Source organism: Pseudomonas sp. PsB, assembly GCF_043658375.1.
Classification (GTDB): Bacteria; Pseudomonadota; Gammaproteobacteria; order Pseudomonadales; family Pseudomonadaceae; genus Aquipseudomonas; species Aquipseudomonas putida_Z.
The window spans coordinates 85591-106858 of record NZ_JBIGLU010000002.1 but is presented as its reverse complement, the minus strand read 5'-3'; the positions used below and the strand labels follow the sequence as shown (position 1 = coordinate 106858).

The following is a 21268-nucleotide window of genomic DNA, read 5'->3' as shown; positions in this document are numbered from 1 at the left end:
GTGATCCCCGAACTCGGCCAGCTGGCGATGATCCTGGCCATCTGCTTTGCCGCCGTGCAGGCCAGCGTGCCGCTGCTGGGCGCCTGGCGTGGCGACAGCCTGTGGATGAGCCTGGCGCGGCCGGCGGCCTGGGGCCAGTTCGCCTTCCTGGCCTTTGCCTTCGCCTGCCTGACCCATGCCTTCATGACCGACAATTTCTCGGTCGCCTATGTGGCCAGCAACTCCAACAGCGCCTTGCCCTGGTACTACAAGTTCAGTGCCGTGTGGGGCGCCCACGAAGGTTCGCTGCTGCTGTGGGCGCTGATCCTCGGCGGCTGGACCTTTGCCGTATCGGTGTTCTCGCGGCAGTTGCCGCAGGTGATGCTGGCCCGCGTGCTGGCGGTAATGGGCATGATCAGCGTGGGCTTCCTGAGCTTCCTGATCATCACCTCCAACCCGTTCCAGCGCCTGCTGCCGCAGGTGCCGACCGATGGCCGCGACCTCAACCCGCTGTTGCAGGACTTTGGCCTGATCGTCCACCCGCCGATGCTGTACATGGGCTACGTCGGGTTCTCGGTGGCCTTCGCCTTCGCCATCGCCGCCTTGCTCGGTGGCCGCCTGGACGCCGCCTGGGCGCGCTGGTCGCGGCCCTGGACCATCGTTGCCTGGGCCTTCCTCGGGGTTGGCATTACCCTGGGCTCGTGGTGGGCCTACTATGAGCTGGGCTGGGGTGGCTGGTGGTTCTGGGACCCGGTGGAAAACGCCTCGTTCATGCCCTGGCTGGTGGGTACGGCGCTGATCCACTCGCTGGCGGTGACCGAGAAGCGCGGGGTGTTCAAGAGCTGGACCGTGCTGCTGGCGATTGCCGCGTTCTCTCTGAGCCTGCTGGGTACCTTCCTGGTGCGTTCCGGTGTGCTGACCTCGGTGCACGCGTTTGCCGCCGACCCGTCGCGGGGCATTTTCATCCTGATCTTCCTGCTGTTCGTGGTCGGTGGGTCGCTCACCCTGTTCGCCCTGCGCGCACCGGTGGTCAAGAGCCAGGTCGGCTTTGCCCTGTGGTCGCGCGAGACGCTGCTGCTGGCCAACAACCTGGTGCTGGTAGTGGCGGCCTCGATGATTCTGCTTGGTACCCTGTACCCGCTGGTGCTAGATGCGCTGACCGGGGCCAAGCTGTCGGTCGGCCCACCGTATTTCGACGCCTTGTTCCTGCCGCTGATGGCACTGCTGATGGTGGTGCTGGGTGTGGGCGTGGTGGTGCGCTGGAAAGACACCCCCGGCAAATGGCTGGCCAGCATGATGACCCCGGTGCTGCTCGGCAGCGCCATCCTCGCGCCGGTGGCGGGCTTTATCGTCGACGACTTCGACTGGCCGACCCTGACCGCCTTCGCCCTGGCGGCCTGGGTGGTGCTTGGCGGGCTGCGCGACATTCTCGACAAGACCCGCCACAAAGGCCTGCTCAAGGGCCTGCCCGGGCTGGGTCGCAGCTACTGGGGCATGCAGCTGGCGCACCTGGGCCTGGCGGTGTGCGCGCTGGGCGTGGTGCTGTCGAGCAACAACAGCGCCGAACGCGACCTGCGCATGGCGCCGGGCGAGAGCGTGGAACTGGGCGGTTACCACTTCCTGTTCCAGGGTGCCCGGCATTTCGAAGGGCCGAATTTCATCTCCGACAAAGGCACCGTGGTGGTCAGCCGCAATGGCCGTGAAGTGACCACCCTGCACCCGGAGAAACGCCTGTATACCGTGCAGCAGTCGATGATGACCGAAGCCGGCATCGACGCCGGCTTTACCCGCGACTTGTACGTCGCCCTCGGCGAGCCGCTGGAGAACGGTGCCTGGGCGGTACGCGTGCATATCAAGCCTTACGTCCGCTGGATCTGGCTGGGCGGTCTGCTGACCGGCCTGGGCGGGTTGCTGGCGGCCCTCGACCGGCGCTATCGCGTCAAGGTCAAGACCCGGGTGCGTGATGCCCTGGGCGTGTCTGGAGCAGCTGCATGAAGCGTTGGATCATGGTAGTCCCCCTGGCGGTATTCCTGCTGGTGGCGGTGTTCCTCTACAAAGGGCTGTTCCTCAAGCCCGACGAGCTGCCCTCGGCAATGATCGGCAAGCCGTTCCCGGCGTTTTCCCTGGCCTCGACCCAGGGCGACCGTACCCTGACCGAGGCCGACTTGCGGGGCCGCCCGGCACTGGTCAACGTGTGGGCCACCTGGTGCCCGTCGTGCAAGGTCGAGCACCCGTACCTGAACCAGCTGGCCCAGCAGGGCGTGGTGATCCACGGCGTCAACTACAAGGACGACAATGCGGCGGCCCTGAAGTGGCTGGCCGAGTTCCACAACCCGTACCAGCTGGACATTCGTGACGAGCAGGGCAGCCTGGGCCTGGACCTGGGCGTGTATGGCGCGCCGGAAACCTTCCTGATCGATGCCAAAGGCATCATCCGCTACAAGCACGTGGGCGTGGTCGATGCCACGGTCTGGCGTGAGCAGCTGGCGCCGCTGTACCAGGGCCTGGTCGACGAGGCCAAGCCATGAAGCGGGGGCTGGCAGCTGCCGTGCTGGGGCTCTTCATGGGGTTGAGCCTGGCAGGCGTGGCCAAGGCGGCCATCGACACCTACCAGTTCCGCGACGATGCCGAGCGTGAGCGCTACCAGCAGCTGACCAAGGAGCTGCGTTGCCCCAAGTGCCAGAACCAGGACATCGCCGACTCCAACGCGCCGATTGCCGCCGACCTGCGTCGGGAAATCTTCCGCATGCTCGGCGAGGGCAAGAGCAACCAGCAGATCGTCGACTTCATGGTCGACCGCTATGGCGACTTCGTGCGCTACAAGCCGGCGCTCAGCGGGCGTACCTGGCTGCTGTGGTTTGGCCCGGGGATTTTGCTGGCCGGTGGTTTCGTGGTGCTGGCGCTGATCGTGCGCCGGCGCCGCGGTGCGGCCGTGCAGGGCGCCAATGAGTTGTCCGCCGAAGAACACGAGCGTCTCGCCAAATTGCTGGAAAAAGAACAGACCCATGATTGAATTCTGGCTTAGCGCGGGCCTGCTGCTGCTCGCTGCCCTCAGCTTCCTGCTGATCCCGATCCTGCGTGGCCGTGGCCGCCAGCAGGAAGAAGACCGCACCGCCCTGAACGTGGCCCTGTACCAGGAGCGCGTCGCCGAACTGGCTGCCCAGCAGGCCGCTGGCGTGCTCGACGAGGCGCAGATGGCCAAGGGCCGTGACGAGGCCGCCCGTGAGCTGCTGGCGGATACCGAAGGTGCCGAGGCCCCGCGCCAGGGGCACCTGGGCAAGGCCCTGCCGTTGCTGGCGGCGCTGCTGGTGCCGCTGCTGGCATTGGGGCTGTACCTGCATTTCGGCGCGGCCGACAAGGTGGAGTTGACCCAGGAGTTTGCCGAAGCGCCCAAGTCGATGGAAGAAATGACTGCCCGCCTGGAGCGGGTGGTGCAGGCCCAGCCGGATTCGGCCGAGGCCGTGTACTTCCTGGGCCGAGCCTACATGGCCGAGCAGCGCCCCAGCGACGCCGCGCGTACCTTCGAGCGCGCCGTGGCCCTGGCCGGTCGCCAGCCCGAATTGCTCGGGCAGTGGGCCCAGGCGCTGTACTTCGCCGCCGACAAGAAATGGAGCCCGCAGCTGCAGGCGCTGACTGACGAGGCGCTGAAAGCCGACCCCAACGAAGTGACCAGCCTGGGCCTGCGTGGTATCGCTGCCTTCGAGGGCGAGCGCTACCAGGAAGCCATCGATTACTGGAAGCGCCTGCTGGCTCAGCTGCCGGAAGGTGATGCCTCGCGTGCGGCGCTGCAGGGCGGTATCGACCGCGCCGCCGAGCGCCTGGGTGGTTCGCCGGGGCAGGCTGCGGCGCCCGTGGCGGCTCGCTTGAAGGTGCGCGTGGAACTGGCGGCGGCGTTGAAGGACAAGGTCAAGCCAGACGACACGGTGTTCATCTTCGCCCGCGCCAGCAATGGCCCACCGATGCCGCTGGCGGCCAAGCGGGTGACTGTGGCGCAGTTGCCGATCGAGGTAGAGTTGTCCGATGCTGACGCCATGATGCCGCAGATGAAACTGTCGGACTTTGCCGAAGTCCAACTCGTTGCACGTGTATCACGCGCTGGCCAGCCAACCCATGGCGAGTGGATTGGCCAGGGCACGCCACTGCCCAGCGCCACCCAGGCCATCCAGCACCTGACCATCGACAGCCCCGACCCGTAAGAGAGCAATGCCATGCACAGCATCGTCCGCCTGACCCTGATCACCCTGGCCCTGGGTTTGTCTGCGTGTACGGTGCATGAGCCGTACGAGCAGCCCGAACCACCGATCGAGCGCCTGCCGCCGGCGGGGCCGGCGGTCAAGCCCTTGCCGGACAGGCAACCGGCCCCCGCGCCGAGCAAGCCTGCGGCCACGCCCAAGCCGATGCCACGCACCTCGGCCAGCTTCGCGCCGCCACCTGGCGGGGCGAGCCATTGGGACCCGAAGCTGGGTGTGTATGTGCTGGAGAAGAAACCCAATACCTTCTACCGCCAGCGGACCTACTACCGCTTCGACAACGGCTGGAGCTGGTCGCTGAGCCCGGATGGGCCGTGGCAGGAGACTGACAGCAGCGGTGTGCCGGGTGGTCTGGGGCGTGCGTTCGCCCAATAATTGCAACGTTGCCGTTGCCGTTGCCGTTGCCGTTGCTTTTGCTTTTAAGCGCGCGGTAGTCCAGGCACCGCCGATTGCGACTTCAGGAGGCCGAGCGAAGGGACTGCGGAGGGAGGTGACGGGCATGGATGCCCGTCAAGCGCTGAGGCCCCATGGATGGGGCCTGCAGCGCGTACTCCCGGGAGCAGGCCTGTAGCGAGGGAACCCCGGAGCGCAGCGGAGGGGCCGGATGATAGGAGCCAGCGTTTTTTGGTTACTTTTTGTCGCGTTTGACAAAAAGTGACCCGCCGTAAGGGCGGAAAGGTGAATAAGCGCCACCTTTGAAAATGAATGTTGACCTTGTTGTTGATGCCCACGCTTGAAAGCGAAGAGCGAAGAGCGAAGAGCGGAAAAGTACCGGTCTTGATCTCGCGCATAGTCCATTTACGATGGCGACGCTTACTCACCTTTTCGCCCTTACGGCGAGTCACTTTTTGTCAAACGCGACAAAAAGTAACCAAAAAACGCTGCGCTCCCATCATCCGGCCCCTCCGCTACGCTACGGGGTTCCCTCGCGCCGGTCTTGCTCCCGGGAGTACGCGCTGCAGGCCCCATCCATGGGGCCTCAGCGCTTGACGGGCATCCATGCCCGTCACCTCCCTCCGCAAGCCCTCTGCTCGGCCTCCTGAAGTCGCGAAGATCAAGATCAAGAGCAAGAGCAAGAGCAAGAGCAAGAGCAAGAGCAAGACCAAGAGCAAGAGCAGCGCTAAGCAGAACAGTGCAGTTTCACCTCTTTATTTCGGTTGACTGTACTGGCCGGTGACTCCGCATAATGTCGCCTCGAACTGACCCGGAGGTGGCATGCACAAGACAGTCCTGGTGCTGGTGGAAACCGTCGATGATTACCTGCCCATGCTGGAGCAGGCCGGCTACCGTTTGATCCGTGCCCCTTCGCCGCAACTGCGGGCCGAGGCCATCCAGCGCCATGCCCATGAAATCGATGCCGTGCTCACCCGCGGCCCGCTGGGCCTGACTGCCAGCGAAATCGACACGCTGTCCAAACTGCAGATCATCTGCGTGATCGGTGCCGGCTACGAGCAGGTCGACCTGGCCACCGCCGCTGCGCGCGGCATCGCGGTTACCAACGGCGCCGGGGCCAATGCCGAGGCAGTCGCCGACCACACCCTGGCCCTGCTGCTGGCGCTGTTGCGCGACATTCCCCGCGCCGATGCCAGTACCCGCCGGGGCGAATGGAACCGGGTGATCAGCCCCTCGGTGAGTGGCAAGCGCCTGGGCATTCTCGGCCTTGGTGCGGTGGGCCTGGCCATCGCCAGGCGCGCCCATCTGGGCTTCGCCATGCCCGTCAGCTACCACAGCCGCACGCCACGCCAGGATGTGCCGTACACCTGGTACGACAGCCCGCAGCACCTGGCCGATGCCGTCGACATCCTGGTGGTGGCCACCCCCGGCGGTGCCAATACTCGCCATCTGGTCGATGCGCAGGTGCTCGAGGCCCTGGGGGCCGAGGGCTACCTGGTGAACATCGCCCGTGCCAGCGTGGTCGACACCCAGGCCCTGGTCGCTGTGCTGCAGCATGGCCTACTGGCTGGTGCGGCACTGGATGTGTTCGACGACGAGCCGGCTGTACCCGATGCCCTCAAGGCCCTTGGCAACACCGTGCTCACCCCCCACGTGGCCGGCCAGTCGCCGGAGGCGGCGCGCGACACGGTGGCCCTGGTGCTGCGCAACCTGCAGGCGTTCTTTGCCGGCGAAGCCGTGTTGACCCCGGTACGCCAGTAACCCTTTTCATACATCTGCCTGGCAGCGATCGGGCAACAAGGAGTGTGTGCATGCAACTTGAAATCTTCCAGGTCGATGCGTTTTCCGCCGAACCGTTCGGGGGCAACCCGGCGGCAGTGATCCCGCTGCAAAGCTGGCTGCCGGACGATGTGCTGCAGCGCATCGCCGAAGAGAACAACCTGTCGGAAACCGCCTACTTCGTGCGCAACGGCGAAACCTTCGACCTGCGCTGGTTCACCCCGACCGTGGAAGTCGACCTGTGCGGCCATGCCACCCTGGCCTCGGCCTATGTGCTGTTCGAACAGCTGGGCGAGCAGGTGCAGGTGCTGCGTTTCAACACCCGCAGTGGCGAGCTGCGGGTCAGCCGTAACGCCGACGGGCTGCTGGCCATGGACTTCCCGGCCAAGCAGCCGGTCGCCGTGGACATGCTGCCGGGCCTGTTGCAGGCGCTGGGCCTTGGCCAGGCACAGGCGCTGTACCGCAGTGACGACTATGTGGTGGTGATCGATGACGCCCTGTTGCTCGACACCCTGAAGCCGGATTTCGTTGCCCTGTCGGCTTTCGATGTGCGCGGTATCGCCGTTACCGCAGCAGGCCGTGGCTTTGATTTCGTCACCCGCTGGTTCGGCCCACGGGTCGGCGTGAACGAAGACCCGGTGACTGGCTCGGCGCACACCTCGCTGGCGCCGATATGGGCAGAGCGTCTGGGTAGGAACGTGCTGAGCTGCGAGCAGGGTGGGGTGCGCAAAGGGCAGTTGCAGTGCGAAGTGCCGGGTAATGGCCGGGTGATCATCAGCGGGCGGGCGGCGTTGTACCTGCGCGGTACTGTATTCATCTGACGGGTCGGCATCGCCCCCTGTGGGAGCGGCCTTGTGTCGCGATTGGGCTGCAAAGCAGCCCCCGGATTCAGTGTGTTCGCATAAATCCTGGGGCCGCTCTGCGGCCCTATCGCGACGCAAGGCCGCTCCCACAAACAGCGCGCATCTATACTGGTTTGCCCATCCCTCGCTGAAGGAGCCAGCCATGGCCCTGGAAAAACACGGCACCTGCCTGTGCGGCGCTACCAAGCTCAAGGTCACCGTCGACAGCACCCATATCAGCGCCTGCCACTGCAGCATGTGCCGCAAATGGACCGGCGGCCCATTGCTGGTGGTGCATTGCAGCAAGCCACCGGTGATCGAAGGGCGCGCGCCCAGCGTCTATGAGTCTTCCGATTGGGCCCAGCGCGGCTTCTGCGGCCAGTGCGGCACGCACCTGTACTACCGGCTCAAGGCCAATGACTTCCACGCCGTGCCGGTCGGCCTGCTCGACGGCGACCAGGAATGGCATTTCGACTTGCAAATCTTCGTCGAACAGAAACCCGCCTGGTATTGCTTCGCCAACCAGACCAAGGAACTGACTGGCCAGGAAGCCTTCGAGCAGCTCGGCTGATTCAGGCGGCGTGCTGTGATCGATGCGCCAGCACGAAACGCCACGCGAACTTGCCAAACCGGTGCATTCCTGAGAAAAGGGCGGCTTTGTTTCCAGCGTTGGAGTGTGCCTCGTGAGCCAAGAACTGCAGATCATCGACCTTGTGGAAGGGGATGGCAAAGCCGCCGTCAAAGGCGCCCTGATCACCACCCAGTATACCGGCTGGCTGGCCGACGGCAGCGAGTTCGATTCGTCCTGGTCGCGCGGCAAGCCGTTCCAGTGCGTGATCGGCACGGGTCGGGTAATCAAGGGGTGGGATCAAGGCCTGATGGGCATGCGCGTTGGCGGCAAGCGCAAGCTCCTGGTACCGGCCCACCTGGGCTATGGCGAACGCAGCGTGGGGGCGATTCCGCCGAATTCGGATTTGACCTTCGAGATCGAATTGCTGGAAGTGCTGACGCGGGATGATTGAGGAAAAGGACTACACGCGCTGTCGGCCAGTGTCTGATTGAGGCGTCTCCCAGGTACGGCTAACCTTGCAGACTCATTGAGTGAAGAGGGTAGCCTATCCATGAAATCGCATTTTTCCTCACGGGTGGTACGCGAAGCGAACGCGCTGCTGGTGGCATCAGGCGCGCGAATGGAAATCTCGTTACCACGCGAACTGGCGAGTGTGGTTACCAACTCCCGAAAAACCCGTTCGGAACTGAAGGCAGCATTCGCGGCTGCGTATTCCCGCCTGCGCAAAGGGTAAGAGCCATATGGCCGATGGCTGTTACAACCACATATACTCGGTGCTTGTGGAGAATGAGCAAGATCGTGGGCTCGATTCTCTTCGTGTTCTTGCTGGGCTTTCTGGTGTTCTTCACCTGGAGTCTGAATCAAGGCCCGAAGCAGGTTATCGAGCAGGTATTTGATGTAACCATTCTCGACTCAGTCTCTATGGAAGAAGCAGCCGGGCCACCGTAACGGTAATCAGCGAGAGCAACGAGTAACGAACGGACACATTTCAGCAACACCCATCCTCTAATCTAAGCCTTGCCTAGGGAACGGCATCCACCTCCAGGGAGGAACCAAACGGGTTCAGGGCACTCTCACCCTCACTCGTTGCCATGGACGGCATTCACTACAAGGATGCCCCGCGGTGCTGTTGGCGGGGTGATGTGGCGGGTCTACCCGATTCTTTCTGCCACATGGGCCTGTCTTGATGAAGTTGCCAACATTCTTCCGCCGTCGTCGTCACTGGTTGCTGAGCCTGACGCTTACAGCCATAGCCGTACCGCTGGCGCTGGAAGCTGTCGAAAGCCGGGCGCAACCGCTGGATGGCACCCAGACCCTTGTGTTTCTGCGCCACGCCGAGAAGCCGGGCGAGGGGCTGGGCCAGTTGAACTGCCAGGGCCTCAACCGTGCGCTGGACCTGGCTACCGTGCTGCCCGAGCGCTTTGGCAAGGCCGACTACGTGTTCGCTGCCAACCCTTCGCGGCATGTCGAGGAAGGCAGCAAGGACGAAAGCTACAGCTACATTCGCCCGCTGATGACCATCAGCCCCAGCGCCATTCGCCTGGGCCTGCCGGTAAACATCGACTATGGCGCCAACGACACCGACGCGCTGGCCGAAGAGCTGCTGCGCGACAAGTACCGTAACGCGACCGTGTACACCGCCTGGTCGCATGGCTACCTCCCTGACCTGATCAATACCGTGGCTGGCAAGGCCCTCGGTGAGGAGCGGGTAATCACCGAGGACTGGAGCGGCGACGACTTCGACACCCTCTACGTACTGACCCTGACCTGGCACGACGGCAAGGCCAGCCTGCTCAGCCGCAACGTGCGTCAGGGCCTGAATGATGGTGCGCATAGCTGCCCGACCTGATCCGCTGGTACTGCTCTGCCAGGAAGCCTGAATAATGATGCCGGCCTCTTCGCGGGTAAACCCGCTCCCACAGGTACTGCACAAGCCCCGAGAGCAATACGGTCCCTGTGGGAGCGGGTTTACCCGCGAAGAGGCCAGGTCAGGCGAAAGATGCCTAACGCCCGAACCGCATCGGCCAACCCACCACTTTCTTCGCCCGTGGCGTGGCATAGGTACGTACCTTGGAGGTACTCAAGCCCATGCGCACCAGCGATTCGGCTATGGTCACCGCCGCACTCACACCATCCACCACCGGCACGCCGGTGCGCTGGCGGATCTGCTCGTCCAGCCCGGCCATGCCGCCGCAACCCAGGCAGATCACCTCGGCCTTGTCGTCGCGCACGGCGCGTTCTGCCTGCTCGACAATCGCCTCCACCGCGCGCTGCGGGTCGGCTTCCAGCTCCAGCACCGCCAGCCCGCTGGCGCGTACCGATGCGCAGCGGTCATACAGGCCGGAGAGCTTCAGGCGGTCCTCGATCAGCGGCACGGTGCGGTCCAGGGTGGTCACCACCGAGTAGGCATGGCCCAGGTACATCGCCGTGCTGGCGGCGGCATCGGTGATGTCCACCACCGGCACGTTCAGCAGTTCCTGCAGGCCTTCGCGGCCATGTTCGCCGTAACCCGCCTGGATCACGGCGTCGTAAGGGCCTTCGTAGGCCAGCACCCGGTCCATCACCGCGATGGCGGCCAGATAACTTTCGAAGTTGCCTTCCACCGACTCGGCACCGAACCATGGGGTGAGGCCGATGATTTCGGTGCCGGGTGCGGCCACCGTACGGGCCTGTTCGGCAATGGCTTCGGTGATGGCTTCGGTGGTGTTGACGTTGGCGATCAGAATGCGCATGGGTAGTCCTCCCTGGTCAATGGCTGCTGTGGTCAACGGCGATGCATTCGCCGCTGACGTCGTGGTATTGGCGTTTGCGTGGGGCGATCAGCAGGTACAGGGCGGCGGCGATGCCGGCACCGATCAGCCAGGAGAACGGCGCCACGCCATGGAAGTTGGGCACCAGGGCCAGGACGATGGCCAGCAGTGCGGCCGGCACGAAGGCGGCCACCGCGCGCAGGTTGATGCCCTTGGTGTAGTGGTAGGCGCCGGCCGGGTCTTCGCTGTACAGCTGCGGCACGTTGATGCAGCCTTTGCGCAGCAACCAGTAGTCGGACATGATCACCCCGTACAGCGGGCCGAGCAGGGCACCCAGGCCGGACAGGAAATACACGATCACCAGCGGGCTGTTGTACAGGTTCCACGGCAGGATCAGCACTGCCAGGGTGGCGCTGATCAGCCCGGCGCGGCGGAAGTTCAGGTGACGCGGTGCCAGGTTGCTGAGGACGAAGGCCGGGGCGACGAAGTTGGCCATGATGTTCACCGCCACGGTGACGATCAGGAAGGCCAGGCAGCCCAGTACCAGGAACGCTGTGCTGGGGATGGCGGCGACGATCTGGGTAGGGCTGTCGATGATCTGGCCGTTGATCTGGAACTGCGCGCCGCACAGCACCACGGTGATCACGGCGAACACCAGGATGTTCACCGGCAGGCCCCAGAAGTTGCCGACGCGAATGGTCTTGCGGCATGGCGAGGAGCGGGCGAAGTCACAGAAGTTCAGCACCAGGGTGCCGTAGATCGCCAGCCACAGTGCGCCGCCGGCAAAGATGTTGCGCCACATCTCGTAGCCGGTCAGCGGTTCGGCCACCGACCAGGCGATGCGGGCGTCGGCCTTGAAGTACATGAACACTGCCAGGGCGGCGACGGTCAGCAGGATCACCGGGCCGGCAAAGGCCTCGTAGCGGCGCACCATCTCCATGCCGTAGGCCAGGATCACCAGCTGCACCAGCCAGATGGACACGAAGCATGCCCAGCCCAGGCTCGACAGGCCGAGGATGCTGTCATGGTCATAGGCCGCCATTTGCGGCCATACGGCGGTGAGCAGCACGCGCAGCACCACCGAAGCCAGGTAGGTCTGGATGCCGAACCAGGCGATGGCGATGACCGCACGAATCAGCGCCGGAATCTGCGCGCCGTGGATGCCAAAGGCGATGCGGCTGATGACCGGGAACGGCACGCCGGTCTTCTGCCCCATGTAGCCGGACAGGTTCATGAAGAAGTACACCAGCGCCGCGCCGATGGCCAGCGACAGCAGGATCTGCCAGCCACCCAGGCCGAGGGCGAACAAGCCCATGGCGAACGAGTAGTTGGCGATGTTGTGCACATCGTTGGTCCACAGCGCGAAGATGCTGTAGCCGCCCCAGCGGCGGCCTTCGATGCGCGTCGGGGCGAGGTCGCGGTTATGCAGGCGCGGGCTCAGGGCAAGTTCCGGCTGGCTGCCGGCGAGAGGGGAAGCGGGGTGGGTGCTGGCGACGGATAGTTCAGGGGCAAGGTCGAGGCTGGTACTCATTCCGGCGGGCTCCTGATGCACGTGGACTGCGATGAGCGGGCATGCGCACGGGCTCGCCATCTCGTCGGTGCAGCGTTGGCATCTCAGGGTTTGGGGCGCGGCGGCCGATGTTGGGTCGGCGTCGCGGGTTCTTGTGTATTTATGTTTTGCTTGGTTTGTATACAAAACACGAACACACAAAAGCGAGTTCCATGCCAAGGAAAAAGCAAACTTCAGCTGGCCATCATTTCGAATCTATCTTGTTGAAATATGAGTTGATGAAATGAAGGGGATATAAGTTGACCAAATGAACAGGTTTAAATTTTTCGAGGATTATTTAGTTGATCATTTGGTCAGAATAAGTTGTGGGAAGTGTGTAACGTATTGGGGCGTGATTCTGGAAAGTGCACACAAAAATGGCACTTATTGTGACATTCTTGTGTACAAAAATTAGTCAGCTTTTTCCTGTGCCGGCCTCTTCGCGGGTGAACCCGCTCCCACAAGTACCCCACAGCATTCAGGCCCTTCGAGATCCTGTGGGAGCGGGTTTACCCGCGAAGGGGCCCGTACAGGCAAAACTCAATCCATCGGCGGCAACCGCCGCTTCACCGGGCTTTTCTTGATGATGGCGGTGTTGGTCTCGGCCAGCACATTGATGCGGTCGAGCAGGGTATCCAGCTGCTCCATCGAGCGCACATGCAGCCGAGCGATGAAGCAATCCTCGCCAGTAACCTTGTCGCACTCGGTGAACTCGGGAATGGCAACGATCTGCCGCTCCACCTCCTGCAGCTGCCCGGGTAGCGGGCGGATGCGCACGATGGCCTGCAGCTGGTAGCCAAAGGCGCGTGGGTCGACCTCTACGGTGTAACCGCGCAACACGCCGCGTTCCTCCAGGCGGCGCAGGCGTTCGCTGACGCTGGGCGCCGACAGCCCGCTGATTTGCGCCAGGGCCTTGAGCGAGCGGCGCGAGTCTTCCATGAGCGCGTTGATCAGCAGTTGGTCGATGGCATCGGTCATGATCACCTCAATCAGGTAGTTCGCGTGATTTGCCTTGATAGTAAAGGCAAACATGCCAATCTTCCTTCGTTATCCGCTGGAAGGGCGGCCAGCAACCTTTGCATACTGTTGCCGTCTTCAACAGGAGGTGTGAGATGGACAGTTCATTGCGTCGTGGCTCGCTGGAAATGGTCGCTGCCATGCTGATTTCCGGGACCATCGGTTGGTTCGTGCTGGTGTCCGGCCAGCCGGTGCTCGAGGTGGTGTTCTGGCGCTGCGTGTTCGGTGCCGTGACCTTGCTGGCGATCTGCGCGGGGTTCGGCTTCCTGCGGCCGGGCGTGATCAGCCGCACGGCGTTCCTGCTGGCGATTGCCAGCGGTGTGGCCATCGTTGGCAACTGGGTGCTGCTGTTCGCCTCCTACTCGCGGGCGTCAATTGCCATCGGCACGGCGGTGTACAACGTGCAGCCGTTCATGCTGGTGGGGCTGGCGGCAGTATTCCTGGGCGAGAAGATTACCCTGGCCAAGGTCACCTGGCTGAGCGTGGCGTTCCTCGGCATGCTGGCCATCGTCAGTGCCCATGGCGCGGGGCAGGGTGGCGGTGAGGACTATTTGCTGGGCATTGCGCTGGCGCTGGGGGCGGCCTTCCTGTATGCCATCGCGGCGTTGATCATCAAGCGCCTGAGTGGCACGCCACCGCACCTGATCGCGCTGATCCAGGTGGCCACGGGTGTGCTGTTGCTGGCGCCGTGGGTCAAGCTTGGCGGGTTGCCGGGTGAAGTGCCGGCGCTGGCCAGCCTGGTGACCTTGGGCATGGTGCACACCGGCTTGATGTATGTGTTGCTGTACAGTGCCATCCAGCGCTTGCCCACGGCGCTGACCGGGGCACTGTCGTTCATCTACCCGATTGCGGCGATTCTGGTGGACTGGGTGGCGTTCGGGCACCGACTGGCACCCTTGCAGTGGCTGGGGGTGGCGTTGATCCTGCTGGCGGCGGCGGGGATGCAGCAGGGGTGGTGGTTCCGGCCAGCGCGGGTTGTGGCCGAGTAATGAGATGGTCTTGCGGGCCCTTTCGCGGGTAAACCCGCTCCCACAGGATCATTACAAGCCCGAACCGTGCGCAGCATCTGTGGGAGCGGGTTTACCCGCGAAAGGGCCCGCAAGGTAGAATGCCGCTTTTACCAGCTTGCGACCCATGATGACTTCGCCGATCCAGACTCTGGAGCAACACCTGCTCGCCGCCCTCGACCCTGCCCCGCAGGAAACCCGCCGCCTGTTCCACGGCCGCGGCCGCTGCTGGGCGGGCCTGGAGCAGGTCACCGTCGACTGGCTGCAAGGCGTGCTGTCGGTCGCCCTGTTCCGCGAGCCGGTGGAAGGCCAGCTGGCCGAACTGGAGGCCATGCTGCGTACTCTCGCCGAGCGCCCGCAGTGGACTGGTCAAGCCATCCTTCTCCAGCATCGCTACCTGCCCGACAGCCCGGGCCAGTGGCTGCTGGGCGAGCCGTGCCAGCAGCGCGAGGTGGTCGAGGATGGGCTGACCTACCTGCTGGACCTGGGCGTGCGGCAGAACAATGGCCTGTTCCTCGACATGCGCTATGGTCGGCGCTGGGTGCGCGAGCAGGCGGCGGGCAAGCGCGTGCTGAACCTGTTCGCCTACACCTGCGGTTTCTCGGTGGCGGCGATTGCCGGCGGCGCCGAGCAGGTGGTGAACCTGGACATGGCCAAGTCGGCGTTGTCCCGGGGCCGCGACAACCACCGCCTCAATGGCCACGATGCGTCGCGCGTGGCGTACCTGGGGCACGAGCTGTTCAAGTCGTGGGGCAAGGTGCGCAAGTACGGGCCTTATGACCTGATCATCATCGACCCGCCGACCTTCCAGCGCGGCAGCTTTGTGCTGACCCAGGATTACGCGAAGATCCTGCGGCGCTTGCCGGAGTTGTTGAGCGAGGGCGGGACGGTGCTGGCGTGCGTGAACGACCCGGGCATCGGGCCAGAGTTCCTGATCGAGGGGATGGCGGAGCAGGCGCCGTCGCTGGCATTCGTCGAGCGGCTGGAGAACCCGCCGGAGTTTCCTGACGTGGACCCGGCGGGGGGCTTGAAGGCTCTGGTTTTCCGTCAGGTCTGATGTTGCCCTTGCTGGCCTCTTCGCGGGTAAACCCGCTCCCACAAGTACAGTGCAAAACCTGAGGGCTGTGGGGTTCCTATGGGAGCGGCTTTAGCCGCGAAGAGGCCGGTAAGGCTTACATCAATTACTGATTGTTGGTGTAGATCTGGTCAAACACCCCACCATCATTGAAGTGGGTCTTCTGCACGGTGCGCCAGTCACCAAAGGTCTTCTCCACCGACAGGAAGTCCACTTTCGGGAAGCGGTCGGTGTATTTGGCCAGTACCGTCGCATCACGCGGGCGCAGGTAGTTCTGTGCGGCGATTTCCTGGGCGGCTGGCGACCACAGGTACTTCAGGTATTCCTCGGCCGCTGCCTGGGTACCTTTCTTCGCCACCACCTTGTCGACCACGCTGACCGGCGGCTCGGCTTCGGCCGACACGCTCGGGTAGACCACTTCGAACTGGTCGCGACCGAACTCGCGGGCGATCATTTCGGCTTCGTTCTCGAAGGTCACCAGCACGTCGCCGATCTGGTTGGTCATGAAGGTGGTGGTGGCGGCGCGGCCACCGGTGTCCAGCACCGGAGCCTGCTTGAACAGCTTGCCGACAAAGTCCTTGGCCTTGTTTTCATCACCGCCTTGCTTGAGCACATAGCCCCAGGCCGACAGGTAGGTGTAGCGGCCGTTACCCGAGGTCTTGGGGTTGGGCACGATCACCTGTACGCCATCCTTGAGCAGGTCGGGCCAGTCTTTCAGCGCCTTGGGGTTACCCTTGCGCACGATGAACACAGTGGCCGAGGTGAACGGCGCGCTGTTGTTCGGCAGGCGGGTTACCCAGTTGTCCGGCACCAGCTTGCCGTTGTCGGCCAGGGCGTTGATGTCGGTGGCCATGTTCATGGTGATGACATCGGCCGGCAGGCCATCGATCACCGCTCGCGCCTGCTTGCTCGAGCCGCCGAAGGACATCTGCACGTTGACCTTCTCGTTGTGCTCGGCTTCCCAGTGCTTCTGGAAGGCCGGGTTGTAGTCCTTGTAGAAGTCGCGCATCACGTCGTAGGAAACGTTGAGCAGGGTGGGGGCAGCCTGGGCGAAATTGCCCAGGGCAAGGCCTGCGGCGAGCAGCGAGGCGGTGAAGAGTTTTTTCACGTTGCTTCCTTGTTATCGAGAAGGTGTTGGCAGTTTGCCTGCGACTATAGCGGGTGGGTTTGTGGGGGTTAAAGAACAAAAAACACTTTGGTTATGCTTCCGCCTGTTCTGGCCCTTTCGCGGGTAAACCCGCTCCCACAGGGACCGCGCACGGTTCGGGTATGTGGTGATCCTGTGGGAGCGGGTTTACCCGCGAAAGGGCCGGAACAGGCGGAATCATTGCTTGGGAAACAGCACATTCCCGCACCGCGAACAGAACGCCGCGCCATGCTCATGGCTCTTCTTGCTGCAGGTCGGGCAATCATGCTGCAGCTGCTCCCCGCGCATGGCATTGGCCAGCTCGGCGGTAAAGATCCCGGTCGGTACGGCGATGATCGAATAACCGGTAATCATCACCAGCGACGACAGCACCTGCCCCAGTGGGGTCTTCGGCACGATGTCGCCAAAGCCTACCGTGGTCAGGGTAACGATGGCCCAGTAGATGCCCTTGGGAATGCTGGTAAAGCCATGCTCAGGCCCTTCGATCACATACATCAAGGTGCCGAACACCGTCACCAGGGTCGATACCGTCACCAGAAACACGATGATCTTCTGCTTGCTGCCGCGCAGCGCCTCCATAAGGTAATGGGCCTGCTTGAGGTACGGGCTGAGCTTGAGCACACGGAAGATCCGCAGCATGCGTATCACGCGGATGATCAGCAGGTACTGGGCGTCGCTGTAGTACAGCGCGATGATCCCCGGCACGATCGCCAGCAGATCGACCAGGCCATAAAAGCTGAAGGCATAGCGCAAAGGCTTGGGCGAGCAGTACAGGCGGGTGAGGTACTCGGCCAGGAAGATCGCGGTAAAGCCCCACTCGATACCGGCCAGCAGGCCGGCGTAGCCCTGGTGCACTTCGTCGATGCTGTCGAGGATGACGGTAACCAGGCTGGCCAGGATGATCAGCAGGAGGATCTTGTCGAAGCGTCTTCCAGCCACGGTATCGGTCTGGAAGACGATGATGTAGAGCTGCTCGCGCAGGCTCGCAGGGTTGTTCATTGGCTCGTTCCACAAAAGTGATGGGCTGAGCCTAGGGGCTGCATTTCAGCTGTGCAAGCGGCTGGCGTCACGCTGCCTGGGCTGGGCCAGGTGGTTGCCCAGGTGCATCAGCCAGCAGGCGGCGACGAAGGGCGCGGTCAGGCCGGGCACCGGTAGCAGCTTGAACAGCGGTTGCAGCAGCAGGGCCAGGGCGATGGCCAGCAGTGTCACCCACGGCTTTTCACCTTGCCTGCTGAACGCCAGTGCCGCCAGCGCGGCGTTGAAACCGTACAGGCCCAGCCAGGCGGCTTGCGCCTGGTCGGCGAACAGTGCCACACCGCCGCCGATGGCCGAGCCGATCACCGCCCACATTGCGGCATAAGGGTTGGCGATGAACATGCCGATGATGATCAGCAGACCGGCCAGGGGCTGGTCGAGCAGGAAGATCTGGCCCACGCCGCGCGCCAATGCGTACAGCGGGTCGGCTTCGACGAAGCCGCTGGGCGAGGGGGTGGCTATCAGCAATACGGCCCAGCCCAGCAGCACGAAGGGTGCGGTGTAGGCGATCAGCAGTTTGCCGCCGCGCTTGCGCCACTGGTGGGTGATGATGCTGGACAGGCCGCCAGCGGCGATGATCAGTGGCGGCAGGATGACCGACCAGGGCAGCACGGCGCTGATCAGGATGCCGATCAGCACGCCGTTGTAGCAGTACAGCCCGGCCTGGCGGTCGGCACGGTCGTAGCCGCGTGCCTGGGCGGTGAGCAGGCCGGCCAGGGCGCCGAGCAGGGCACCACCGACCAGGCCGGGGGCGGTCAGCAGGATGGCCAGCAGGCAGCACAGGCCGCACAGGGGGTTGCGCAGCAGCAGCACCTGGCTGAAGCCGTTGAGTAACGCCGTGGCCCAGTCGGGGCACGGGTTGACGAAATTTTTGGTGTACATCGGGGCAGTCAGTGAGGTTGATGGGGAGCGGTGGGCCTCTTTGGGCCTCGGGTTTTCCGCAGGTCTGGTGTTTCTGTGTACAAGGAGGGCTTTGCCCTCCATTCGCAGCACAAGGCTGCTCCTACAAAGGGGAAACCTCTCGCTGCGTGGGCTCTTTGTAGGAGCAGCCTTGTGCTGCGAATGGGGCGCAAGGCGCCCCCGAAATCTCAGATCAAGGTCTCGATCCGCAGCGTGTTAGTCGACCCTGGCTTGCCGAAAGGCACACCGGCAGTGATCAGCAGCGTGTCGCCACGGCTGGCCATGCCTTGTGCCTGGGCAATCTCCAGGGCAGTGGAAACAACCTCGTCCACCTGGCGCAGGCGGTCGTTGACCACCGAGTGCACGCCCCACGCTACGCTCAGGCGGCGCGCGGTGGTCAGGTTCGGGGTCAGGTTGAGGATCGGGGCCCGTGGCCGCTCGCGGGCCGCGCGCAGGGTCGAGGCACCCGACTCGCTGTAGTTGACCAGCACCGCCACCGGCAGGATGCCGCTGATACGGCGGATGGCGCAGCTGATGGCGTCCGACACGGTGGCCTCGGCCTTCGGCCGGCCAACGTCGAGCTGGGCCTGGTAGTCCGGGCCGTTCTCCACCTGGCGGATGATCTTGCTCATCATCTGCACGGCTTCCAGCGGGTACTCACCCGAGGCAGTCTCGGCCGACAGCATCACCGCATCGGCACCTTCGGCCACGGCGTTGGCCACGTCGGTGACTTCGGCGCGGGTCGGCGCTGGCGAGAAGCGCATGGATTCGAGCATCTGCGTGGCCACCACCACCGGTTTGCCCAGTTGGCGGCAGGTGCCGATGATGCGTTTCTGGATCTGCGGCACGCTTTCGGCCGGCACTTCCACGCCCAGGTCGCCACGGGCCACCATGATCGCATCCGCAAGCTCCGCGATGGCTTGCAGCTGTTCGACTGCCGATGGCTTTTCGATCTTCGCCATCAGGTAGGCACGGTCACCGATCAGCTGGCGTGCTTCGGTGATGTCTTCGGGGCGCTGCACGAACGACAGGGCCACCCAGTCCACGCCCAGTTCAAGGCCAAAGGCCAGGTCGCGGCGGTCTTTTTCGGTGAGCGGGGAGAGGTCGAGCACCGCTTGCGGCACGTTGACACCCTTGCGATCGGACAGCTCGCCACCGGCCAGCACTTCGGTGTCGATGGCGTCGCTGTGCTTGGCGGTGACACGCAGGCGCAGCTTGCCGTCGTCCAGCAGCAGGTCCATGCCCGGCTCGAGGGCGGCGATGATCTCGGGGTGCGGCAGGTTGACCCGGCGGCTGTCGCCCGGGGTGTTGTCCAGGTCCAGGCGCAGGGCCTGGCCGCGTTGCAGCTGCACCTTGCCGTCGGCAAAGCGGCCGACGCGCAGCTTCGGCCCTTGCAGGTCCATGAGGATACCCAGTGGGTAGTTCAGTTGCTGCTCGACTTCGCGGATCCACTGGTAGCGCAGGGCGTGGTCGGCGTGCTCGCCGTGGCTGAAGTTGAGGCGGAAGATGTTCACCCCGGCTTCTACCAGTTGGCGGATGTCGTCGATGCCTTTGATCGCAGGGCCAAGGGTGGCGAGGATTTTGACTTTTTTATCAGGCGTCATGATTGGGCAGTCTCGAGGATCAGGATGGCGCGGAAGTCGTTGACGTTGGTGCGGGTCGGCTCGGTGACGATCAGCGCATCCAGGGCGGCGAAATAGCCGTAGCCGTTGTTGTTGTCCAGCTCGTCGCTGGCCGACAGGCCCAGGGCTTCGGCACGGGCGTAGCTGGCCGGGGTCATGAAGGCGCCGGCGTTTTCTTCCGAGCCATCGATACCGTCGGTGTCACCGGCCAGGGCGTACACGCCCGGCAGGCCTTTCAGGCTTTCGGTGAGGCTGAGCAGGAATTCGGCGTTGCGCCCGCCACGGCCATTGCCGCGCACGGTCACGGTGGTTTCGCCGCCGGACAGGATCACACAGGGTGCCTTCAGCGGCTGGCCGTGCTGGACGATCTGCCGGGCGATACCGGCGTGCACCTTGGCCACTTCGCGTGATTCGCCTTCCAGGTCGCCGAGGATCAGCGGGCTGAACCCGGCCTGGCGGGCTTTGACCGCGGCGGCTTCGAGCGACTGCTGGGGCTTGGCGATCAGCTGGAAGTGGCTGCGGGCCAGGGCCGGGTCATCGGCCTTGACGGTTTCCGAGGCTGGGTTGTTGAGCCAGTCGATAACGGCCTTGGGCGCTTCGATGTTGTAGCGCTTGAGGATGGCCAGGGCATCGGCCGAGGTGCTCGGGTCGGCCACGGTAGGGCCGGAGGCGATCACCGTGGCGAGGTCGCCCGGGACATCGGAAATGGCATAGGTGTACACCGTGGCCGGCCAGCAGGCCTTGGCCAGGCGGCCGCCCTTGATCGCCGAGAGGTGCTTGCGTACGCAGTTCATCTCGCCGATGGTGGCGCCGGATTTCAGCAGCGCCTTGTTGATCTGCTGCTTGTCGGCCAGGGTCAGGCCTTCGGCGGGCAGGGCCAGCAGCGCCGAGCCACCGCCGGACAGCAGGAAGATGACGCGGTCGTCTTCACTGAGGTTGCTGACCAGTTCCAGCACGCGTTTTGCCACGGCCAGGCCGGCGGCATCGGGGACCGGGTGAGCAGCTTCGACCACCTCGATCTTCTGGCAGTTGGCGCCGTGACCGTACCGTGTGACAACAAGCCCGGAGACTTCGCCCTGCCAGCTTTTCTCGACCACTTCGGCCATGGCGGCTGCGGCCTTGCCGGCACCGATGACGATGACCCGGCCGCTGCGGTCGGCGGGGAGGTAGGGTTCGAGGACTTGACGGGGGTGGGCGGCGGCGATGGCTGTGTCGAACAGCTCGCGGAGAAGTTTTTGCGGATCGACCGACATGGCAGGCTCCCAATTATTGTTGTTCTGCAGAATCAAAAACGCCCCTGGAACTGCCTCCGTGCAGGCCGAACCAGGGGCGGGTGTTGCTCGGTGCCACCT

General features: G+C 64.0%; 22 protein-coding genes. 14 read left to right on the top strand and 8 right to left on the bottom strand.

The features are described 5' to 3' along the window. The 12 genes from ACGLHT_RS05260 to ACGLHT_RS05205 all read left to right on the top strand — a co-directional run bounded on the left by ACGLHT_RS05260 (position 1) and on the right by ACGLHT_RS05205 (position 9663). Entirely contained in the window at positions 1-1974 is a 1974-nt protein-coding gene (locus tag ACGLHT_RS05260; RefSeq protein WP_274120220.1) for a heme lyase CcmF/NrfE family subunit, read from the top strand. Beyond that, positions 1971-2507 carry a DsbE family thiol:disulfide interchange protein gene (locus ACGLHT_RS05255; protein ID WP_023663391.1) on the top strand — a complete coding sequence of 179 codons (537 nt, stop codon included), beginning with the start codon at positions 1971-1973 and terminating at the stop codon, positions 2505-2507. The genes ACGLHT_RS05260 and ACGLHT_RS05255 overlap by 4 nt, the downstream gene beginning before the upstream one ends. Beyond that, entirely contained in the window at positions 2504-2992 is a 489-nt protein-coding gene (locus tag ACGLHT_RS05250) for a cytochrome c-type biogenesis protein (protein ID WP_137164513.1), read from the top strand. Before ACGLHT_RS05255 ends, ACGLHT_RS05250 begins: the two co-directional genes overlap by 4 nt. After that, entirely contained in the window at positions 2985-4175 is a 1191-nt protein-coding gene (gene ccmI / locus ACGLHT_RS05245; RefSeq protein WP_274120218.1) for a c-type cytochrome biogenesis protein CcmI, read from the top strand. The genes ACGLHT_RS05250 and ccmI overlap by 8 nt, the downstream gene beginning before the upstream one ends. 12 nt (positions 4176-4187) lie before the next feature. Further along, positions 4188-4604 (top strand): hypothetical protein, encoded by a 417-nt coding sequence (locus tag ACGLHT_RS05240; protein ID WP_137164511.1) that lies wholly within the window; start codon positions 4188-4190, stop codon positions 4602-4604. A gap of 840 nt (positions 4605-5444) precedes the next feature. Then, a complete protein-coding gene (locus ACGLHT_RS05235; RefSeq protein WP_274120464.1) occupies positions 5445-6383 on the top strand; it encodes a 2-hydroxyacid dehydrogenase in 939 nt (312 codons plus the stop codon). A gap of 50 nt (positions 6384-6433) precedes the next feature. Further along, entirely contained in the window at positions 6434-7222 is a 789-nt protein-coding gene (locus ACGLHT_RS05230; RefSeq protein WP_137164509.1) for a PhzF family phenazine biosynthesis protein, read from the top strand. A gap of 184 nt (positions 7223-7406) precedes the next feature. Continuing rightward, positions 7407-7814 carry a GFA family protein gene (locus ACGLHT_RS05225; protein ID WP_137164508.1) on the top strand — a complete coding sequence of 136 codons (408 nt, stop codon included), beginning with the start codon at positions 7407-7409 and terminating at the stop codon, positions 7812-7814. A 112-nt stretch (positions 7815-7926) separates the two neighbouring features. Then, on the top strand, positions 7927-8265 hold the full coding sequence (locus ACGLHT_RS05220; RefSeq protein WP_003254365.1) for an FKBP-type peptidyl-prolyl cis-trans isomerase: 339 nt from the start codon (positions 7927-7929) through the stop codon (positions 8263-8265). Positions 8266-8364: 99 nt separating this feature from the next. Further along, a complete protein-coding gene (locus ACGLHT_RS05215) occupies positions 8365-8547 on the top strand; it encodes a hypothetical protein (RefSeq protein WP_137164507.1) in 183 nt (60 codons plus the stop codon). A 53-nt stretch (positions 8548-8600) separates the two neighbouring features. Next, positions 8601-8762 carry a hypothetical protein gene (locus ACGLHT_RS05210; protein WP_274120463.1) on the top strand — a complete coding sequence of 54 codons (162 nt, stop codon included), beginning with the start codon at positions 8601-8603 and terminating at the stop codon, positions 8760-8762. Positions 8763-9000: 238 nt separating this feature from the next. Then, positions 9001-9663 carry a histidine phosphatase family protein gene (locus ACGLHT_RS05205; RefSeq protein ID WP_137164506.1) on the top strand — a complete coding sequence of 221 codons (663 nt, stop codon included), beginning with the start codon at positions 9001-9003 and terminating at the stop codon, positions 9661-9663. Positions 9664-9817: 154 nt separating this feature from the next. Here ACGLHT_RS05205 and ACGLHT_RS05200 read toward each other — a convergent pair whose 3' ends face one another. The 3 genes from ACGLHT_RS05200 to ACGLHT_RS05190 all read right to left on the bottom strand — a co-directional run bounded on the left by ACGLHT_RS05200 (position 9818) and on the right by ACGLHT_RS05190 (position 13091). Beyond that, positions 9818-10546 (bottom strand): aspartate/glutamate racemase family protein, encoded by a 729-nt coding sequence (locus tag ACGLHT_RS05200; RefSeq protein ID WP_025340045.1) that lies wholly within the window; start codon positions 10544-10546, stop codon positions 9818-9820. Between the two features lie 16 nt (positions 10547-10562). Further along, positions 10563-12095 (bottom strand): NCS1 family nucleobase:cation symporter-1, encoded by a 1533-nt coding sequence (locus ACGLHT_RS05195; RefSeq protein WP_075045895.1) that lies wholly within the window; start codon positions 12093-12095, stop codon positions 10563-10565. Positions 12096-12653: 558 nt separating this feature from the next. Beyond that, entirely contained in the window at positions 12654-13091 is a 438-nt protein-coding gene (locus ACGLHT_RS05190; protein WP_075047026.1) for an Lrp/AsnC family transcriptional regulator, read from the bottom strand. A 134-nt stretch (positions 13092-13225) separates the two neighbouring features. Here ACGLHT_RS05190 and ACGLHT_RS05185 point away from each other — a divergent pair, with 134 nt between their 5' ends. Then, the gene (locus tag ACGLHT_RS05185; protein WP_039614450.1) at positions 13226-14119 is read left to right on the top strand and encodes a DMT family transporter; all 894 of its coding nucleotides are present in this window, start codon (positions 13226-13228) and stop codon (positions 14117-14119) included. Positions 14120-14267: 148 nt separating this feature from the next. Next, a complete protein-coding gene (locus tag ACGLHT_RS05180) occupies positions 14268-15194 on the top strand; it encodes a class I SAM-dependent methyltransferase (protein ID WP_274120472.1) in 927 nt (308 codons plus the stop codon). A gap of 124 nt (positions 15195-15318) precedes the next feature. Here ACGLHT_RS05180 and ACGLHT_RS05175 read toward each other — a convergent pair whose 3' ends face one another. From ACGLHT_RS05175 to ACGLHT_RS05155, 5 genes are all read right to left on the bottom strand, one after another. Then, on the bottom strand, positions 15319-16320 hold the full coding sequence (locus ACGLHT_RS05175; RefSeq protein WP_015271174.1) for a sulfate ABC transporter substrate-binding protein: 1002 nt from the start codon (positions 16318-16320) through the stop codon (positions 15319-15321). Positions 16321-16536: 216 nt separating this feature from the next. Further along, positions 16537-17358, bottom strand: a complete 822-nt coding sequence (locus ACGLHT_RS05170) for an ion transporter (RefSeq protein ID WP_013973544.1) — start codon at positions 17356-17358, stop codon at positions 16537-16539. A gap of 45 nt (positions 17359-17403) precedes the next feature. Then, positions 17404-18276: an urea transporter gene (locus ACGLHT_RS05165; protein WP_274078390.1), complete on the bottom strand. Its 873-nt coding sequence runs from the start codon at positions 18274-18276 to the stop codon at positions 17404-17406. 206 nt (positions 18277-18482) lie between these two features. Then, positions 18483-19898 (bottom strand): pyruvate kinase, encoded by a 1416-nt coding sequence (gene pyk, locus ACGLHT_RS05160; RefSeq protein ID WP_025340039.1) that lies wholly within the window; start codon positions 19896-19898, stop codon positions 18483-18485. Further along, a complete protein-coding gene (locus ACGLHT_RS05155) occupies positions 19895-21169 on the bottom strand; it encodes a glycerate kinase (protein WP_025340038.1) in 1275 nt (424 codons plus the stop codon). The genes pyk and ACGLHT_RS05155 overlap by 4 nt, the downstream gene beginning before the upstream one ends. Between the last annotated feature and the right edge of the window lie 99 nt (positions 21170-21268).

Coding starts and splice junctions, on each gene's coding strand:
- ACGLHT_RS05255 (WP_023663391.1), top strand. CDS start 1,971: ATGAAGCGTTGGATCATGGTAGTCCCCCTGGCGGTATTCCTGCTGGTG.
- ACGLHT_RS05250 (WP_137164513.1), top strand. CDS start 2,504: ATGAAGCGGGGGCTGGCAGCTGCCGTGCTGGGGCTCTTCATGGGGTTG.
- ccmI (WP_274120218.1), top strand. CDS start 2,985: ATGATTGAATTCTGGCTTAGCGCGGGCCTGCTGCTGCTCGCTGCCCTC.
- ACGLHT_RS05240 (WP_137164511.1), top strand. CDS start 4,188: ATGCACAGCATCGTCCGCCTGACCCTGATCACCCTGGCCCTGGGTTTG.
- ACGLHT_RS05235 (WP_274120464.1), top strand. CDS start 5,445: ATGCACAAGACAGTCCTGGTGCTGGTGGAAACCGTCGATGATTACCTG.
- ACGLHT_RS05230 (WP_137164509.1), top strand. CDS start 6,434: ATGCAACTTGAAATCTTCCAGGTCGATGCGTTTTCCGCCGAACCGTTC.
- ACGLHT_RS05225 (WP_137164508.1), top strand. CDS start 7,407: ATGGCCCTGGAAAAACACGGCACCTGCCTGTGCGGCGCTACCAAGCTC.
- ACGLHT_RS05215 (WP_137164507.1), top strand. CDS start 8,365: ATGAAATCGCATTTTTCCTCACGGGTGGTACGCGAAGCGAACGCGCTG.
- ACGLHT_RS05210 (WP_274120463.1), top strand. CDS start 8,601: ATGAGCAAGATCGTGGGCTCGATTCTCTTCGTGTTCTTGCTGGGCTTT.
- ACGLHT_RS05205 (WP_137164506.1), top strand. CDS start 9,001: ATGAAGTTGCCAACATTCTTCCGCCGTCGTCGTCACTGGTTGCTGAGC.
- ACGLHT_RS05200 (WP_025340045.1), bottom strand. CDS start 10,546: ATGCGCATTCTGATCGCCAACGTCAACACCACCGAAGCCATCACCGAA.
- ACGLHT_RS05195 (WP_075045895.1), bottom strand. CDS start 12,095: ATGAGTACCAGCCTCGACCTTGCCCCTGAACTATCCGTCGCCAGCACC.
- ACGLHT_RS05190 (WP_075047026.1), bottom strand. CDS start 13,091: ATGACCGATGCCATCGACCAACTGCTGATCAACGCGCTCATGGAAGAC.
- ACGLHT_RS05185 (WP_039614450.1), top strand. CDS start 13,226: ATGGACAGTTCATTGCGTCGTGGCTCGCTGGAAATGGTCGCTGCCATG.
- ACGLHT_RS05180 (WP_274120472.1), top strand. CDS start 14,268: ATGACTTCGCCGATCCAGACTCTGGAGCAACACCTGCTCGCCGCCCTC.
- ACGLHT_RS05170 (WP_013973544.1), bottom strand. CDS start 17,358: ATGAACAACCCTGCGAGCCTGCGCGAGCAGCTCTACATCATCGTCTTC.
- ACGLHT_RS05165 (WP_274078390.1), bottom strand. CDS start 18,276: ATGTACACCAAAAATTTCGTCAACCCGTGCCCCGACTGGGCCACGGCG.
- pyk (WP_025340039.1), bottom strand. CDS start 19,898: ATGACGCCTGATAAAAAAGTCAAAATCCTCGCCACCCTTGGCCCTGCG.
- ACGLHT_RS05155 (WP_025340038.1), bottom strand. CDS start 21,169: ATGTCGGTCGATCCGCAAAAACTTCTCCGCGAGCTGTTCGACACAGCC.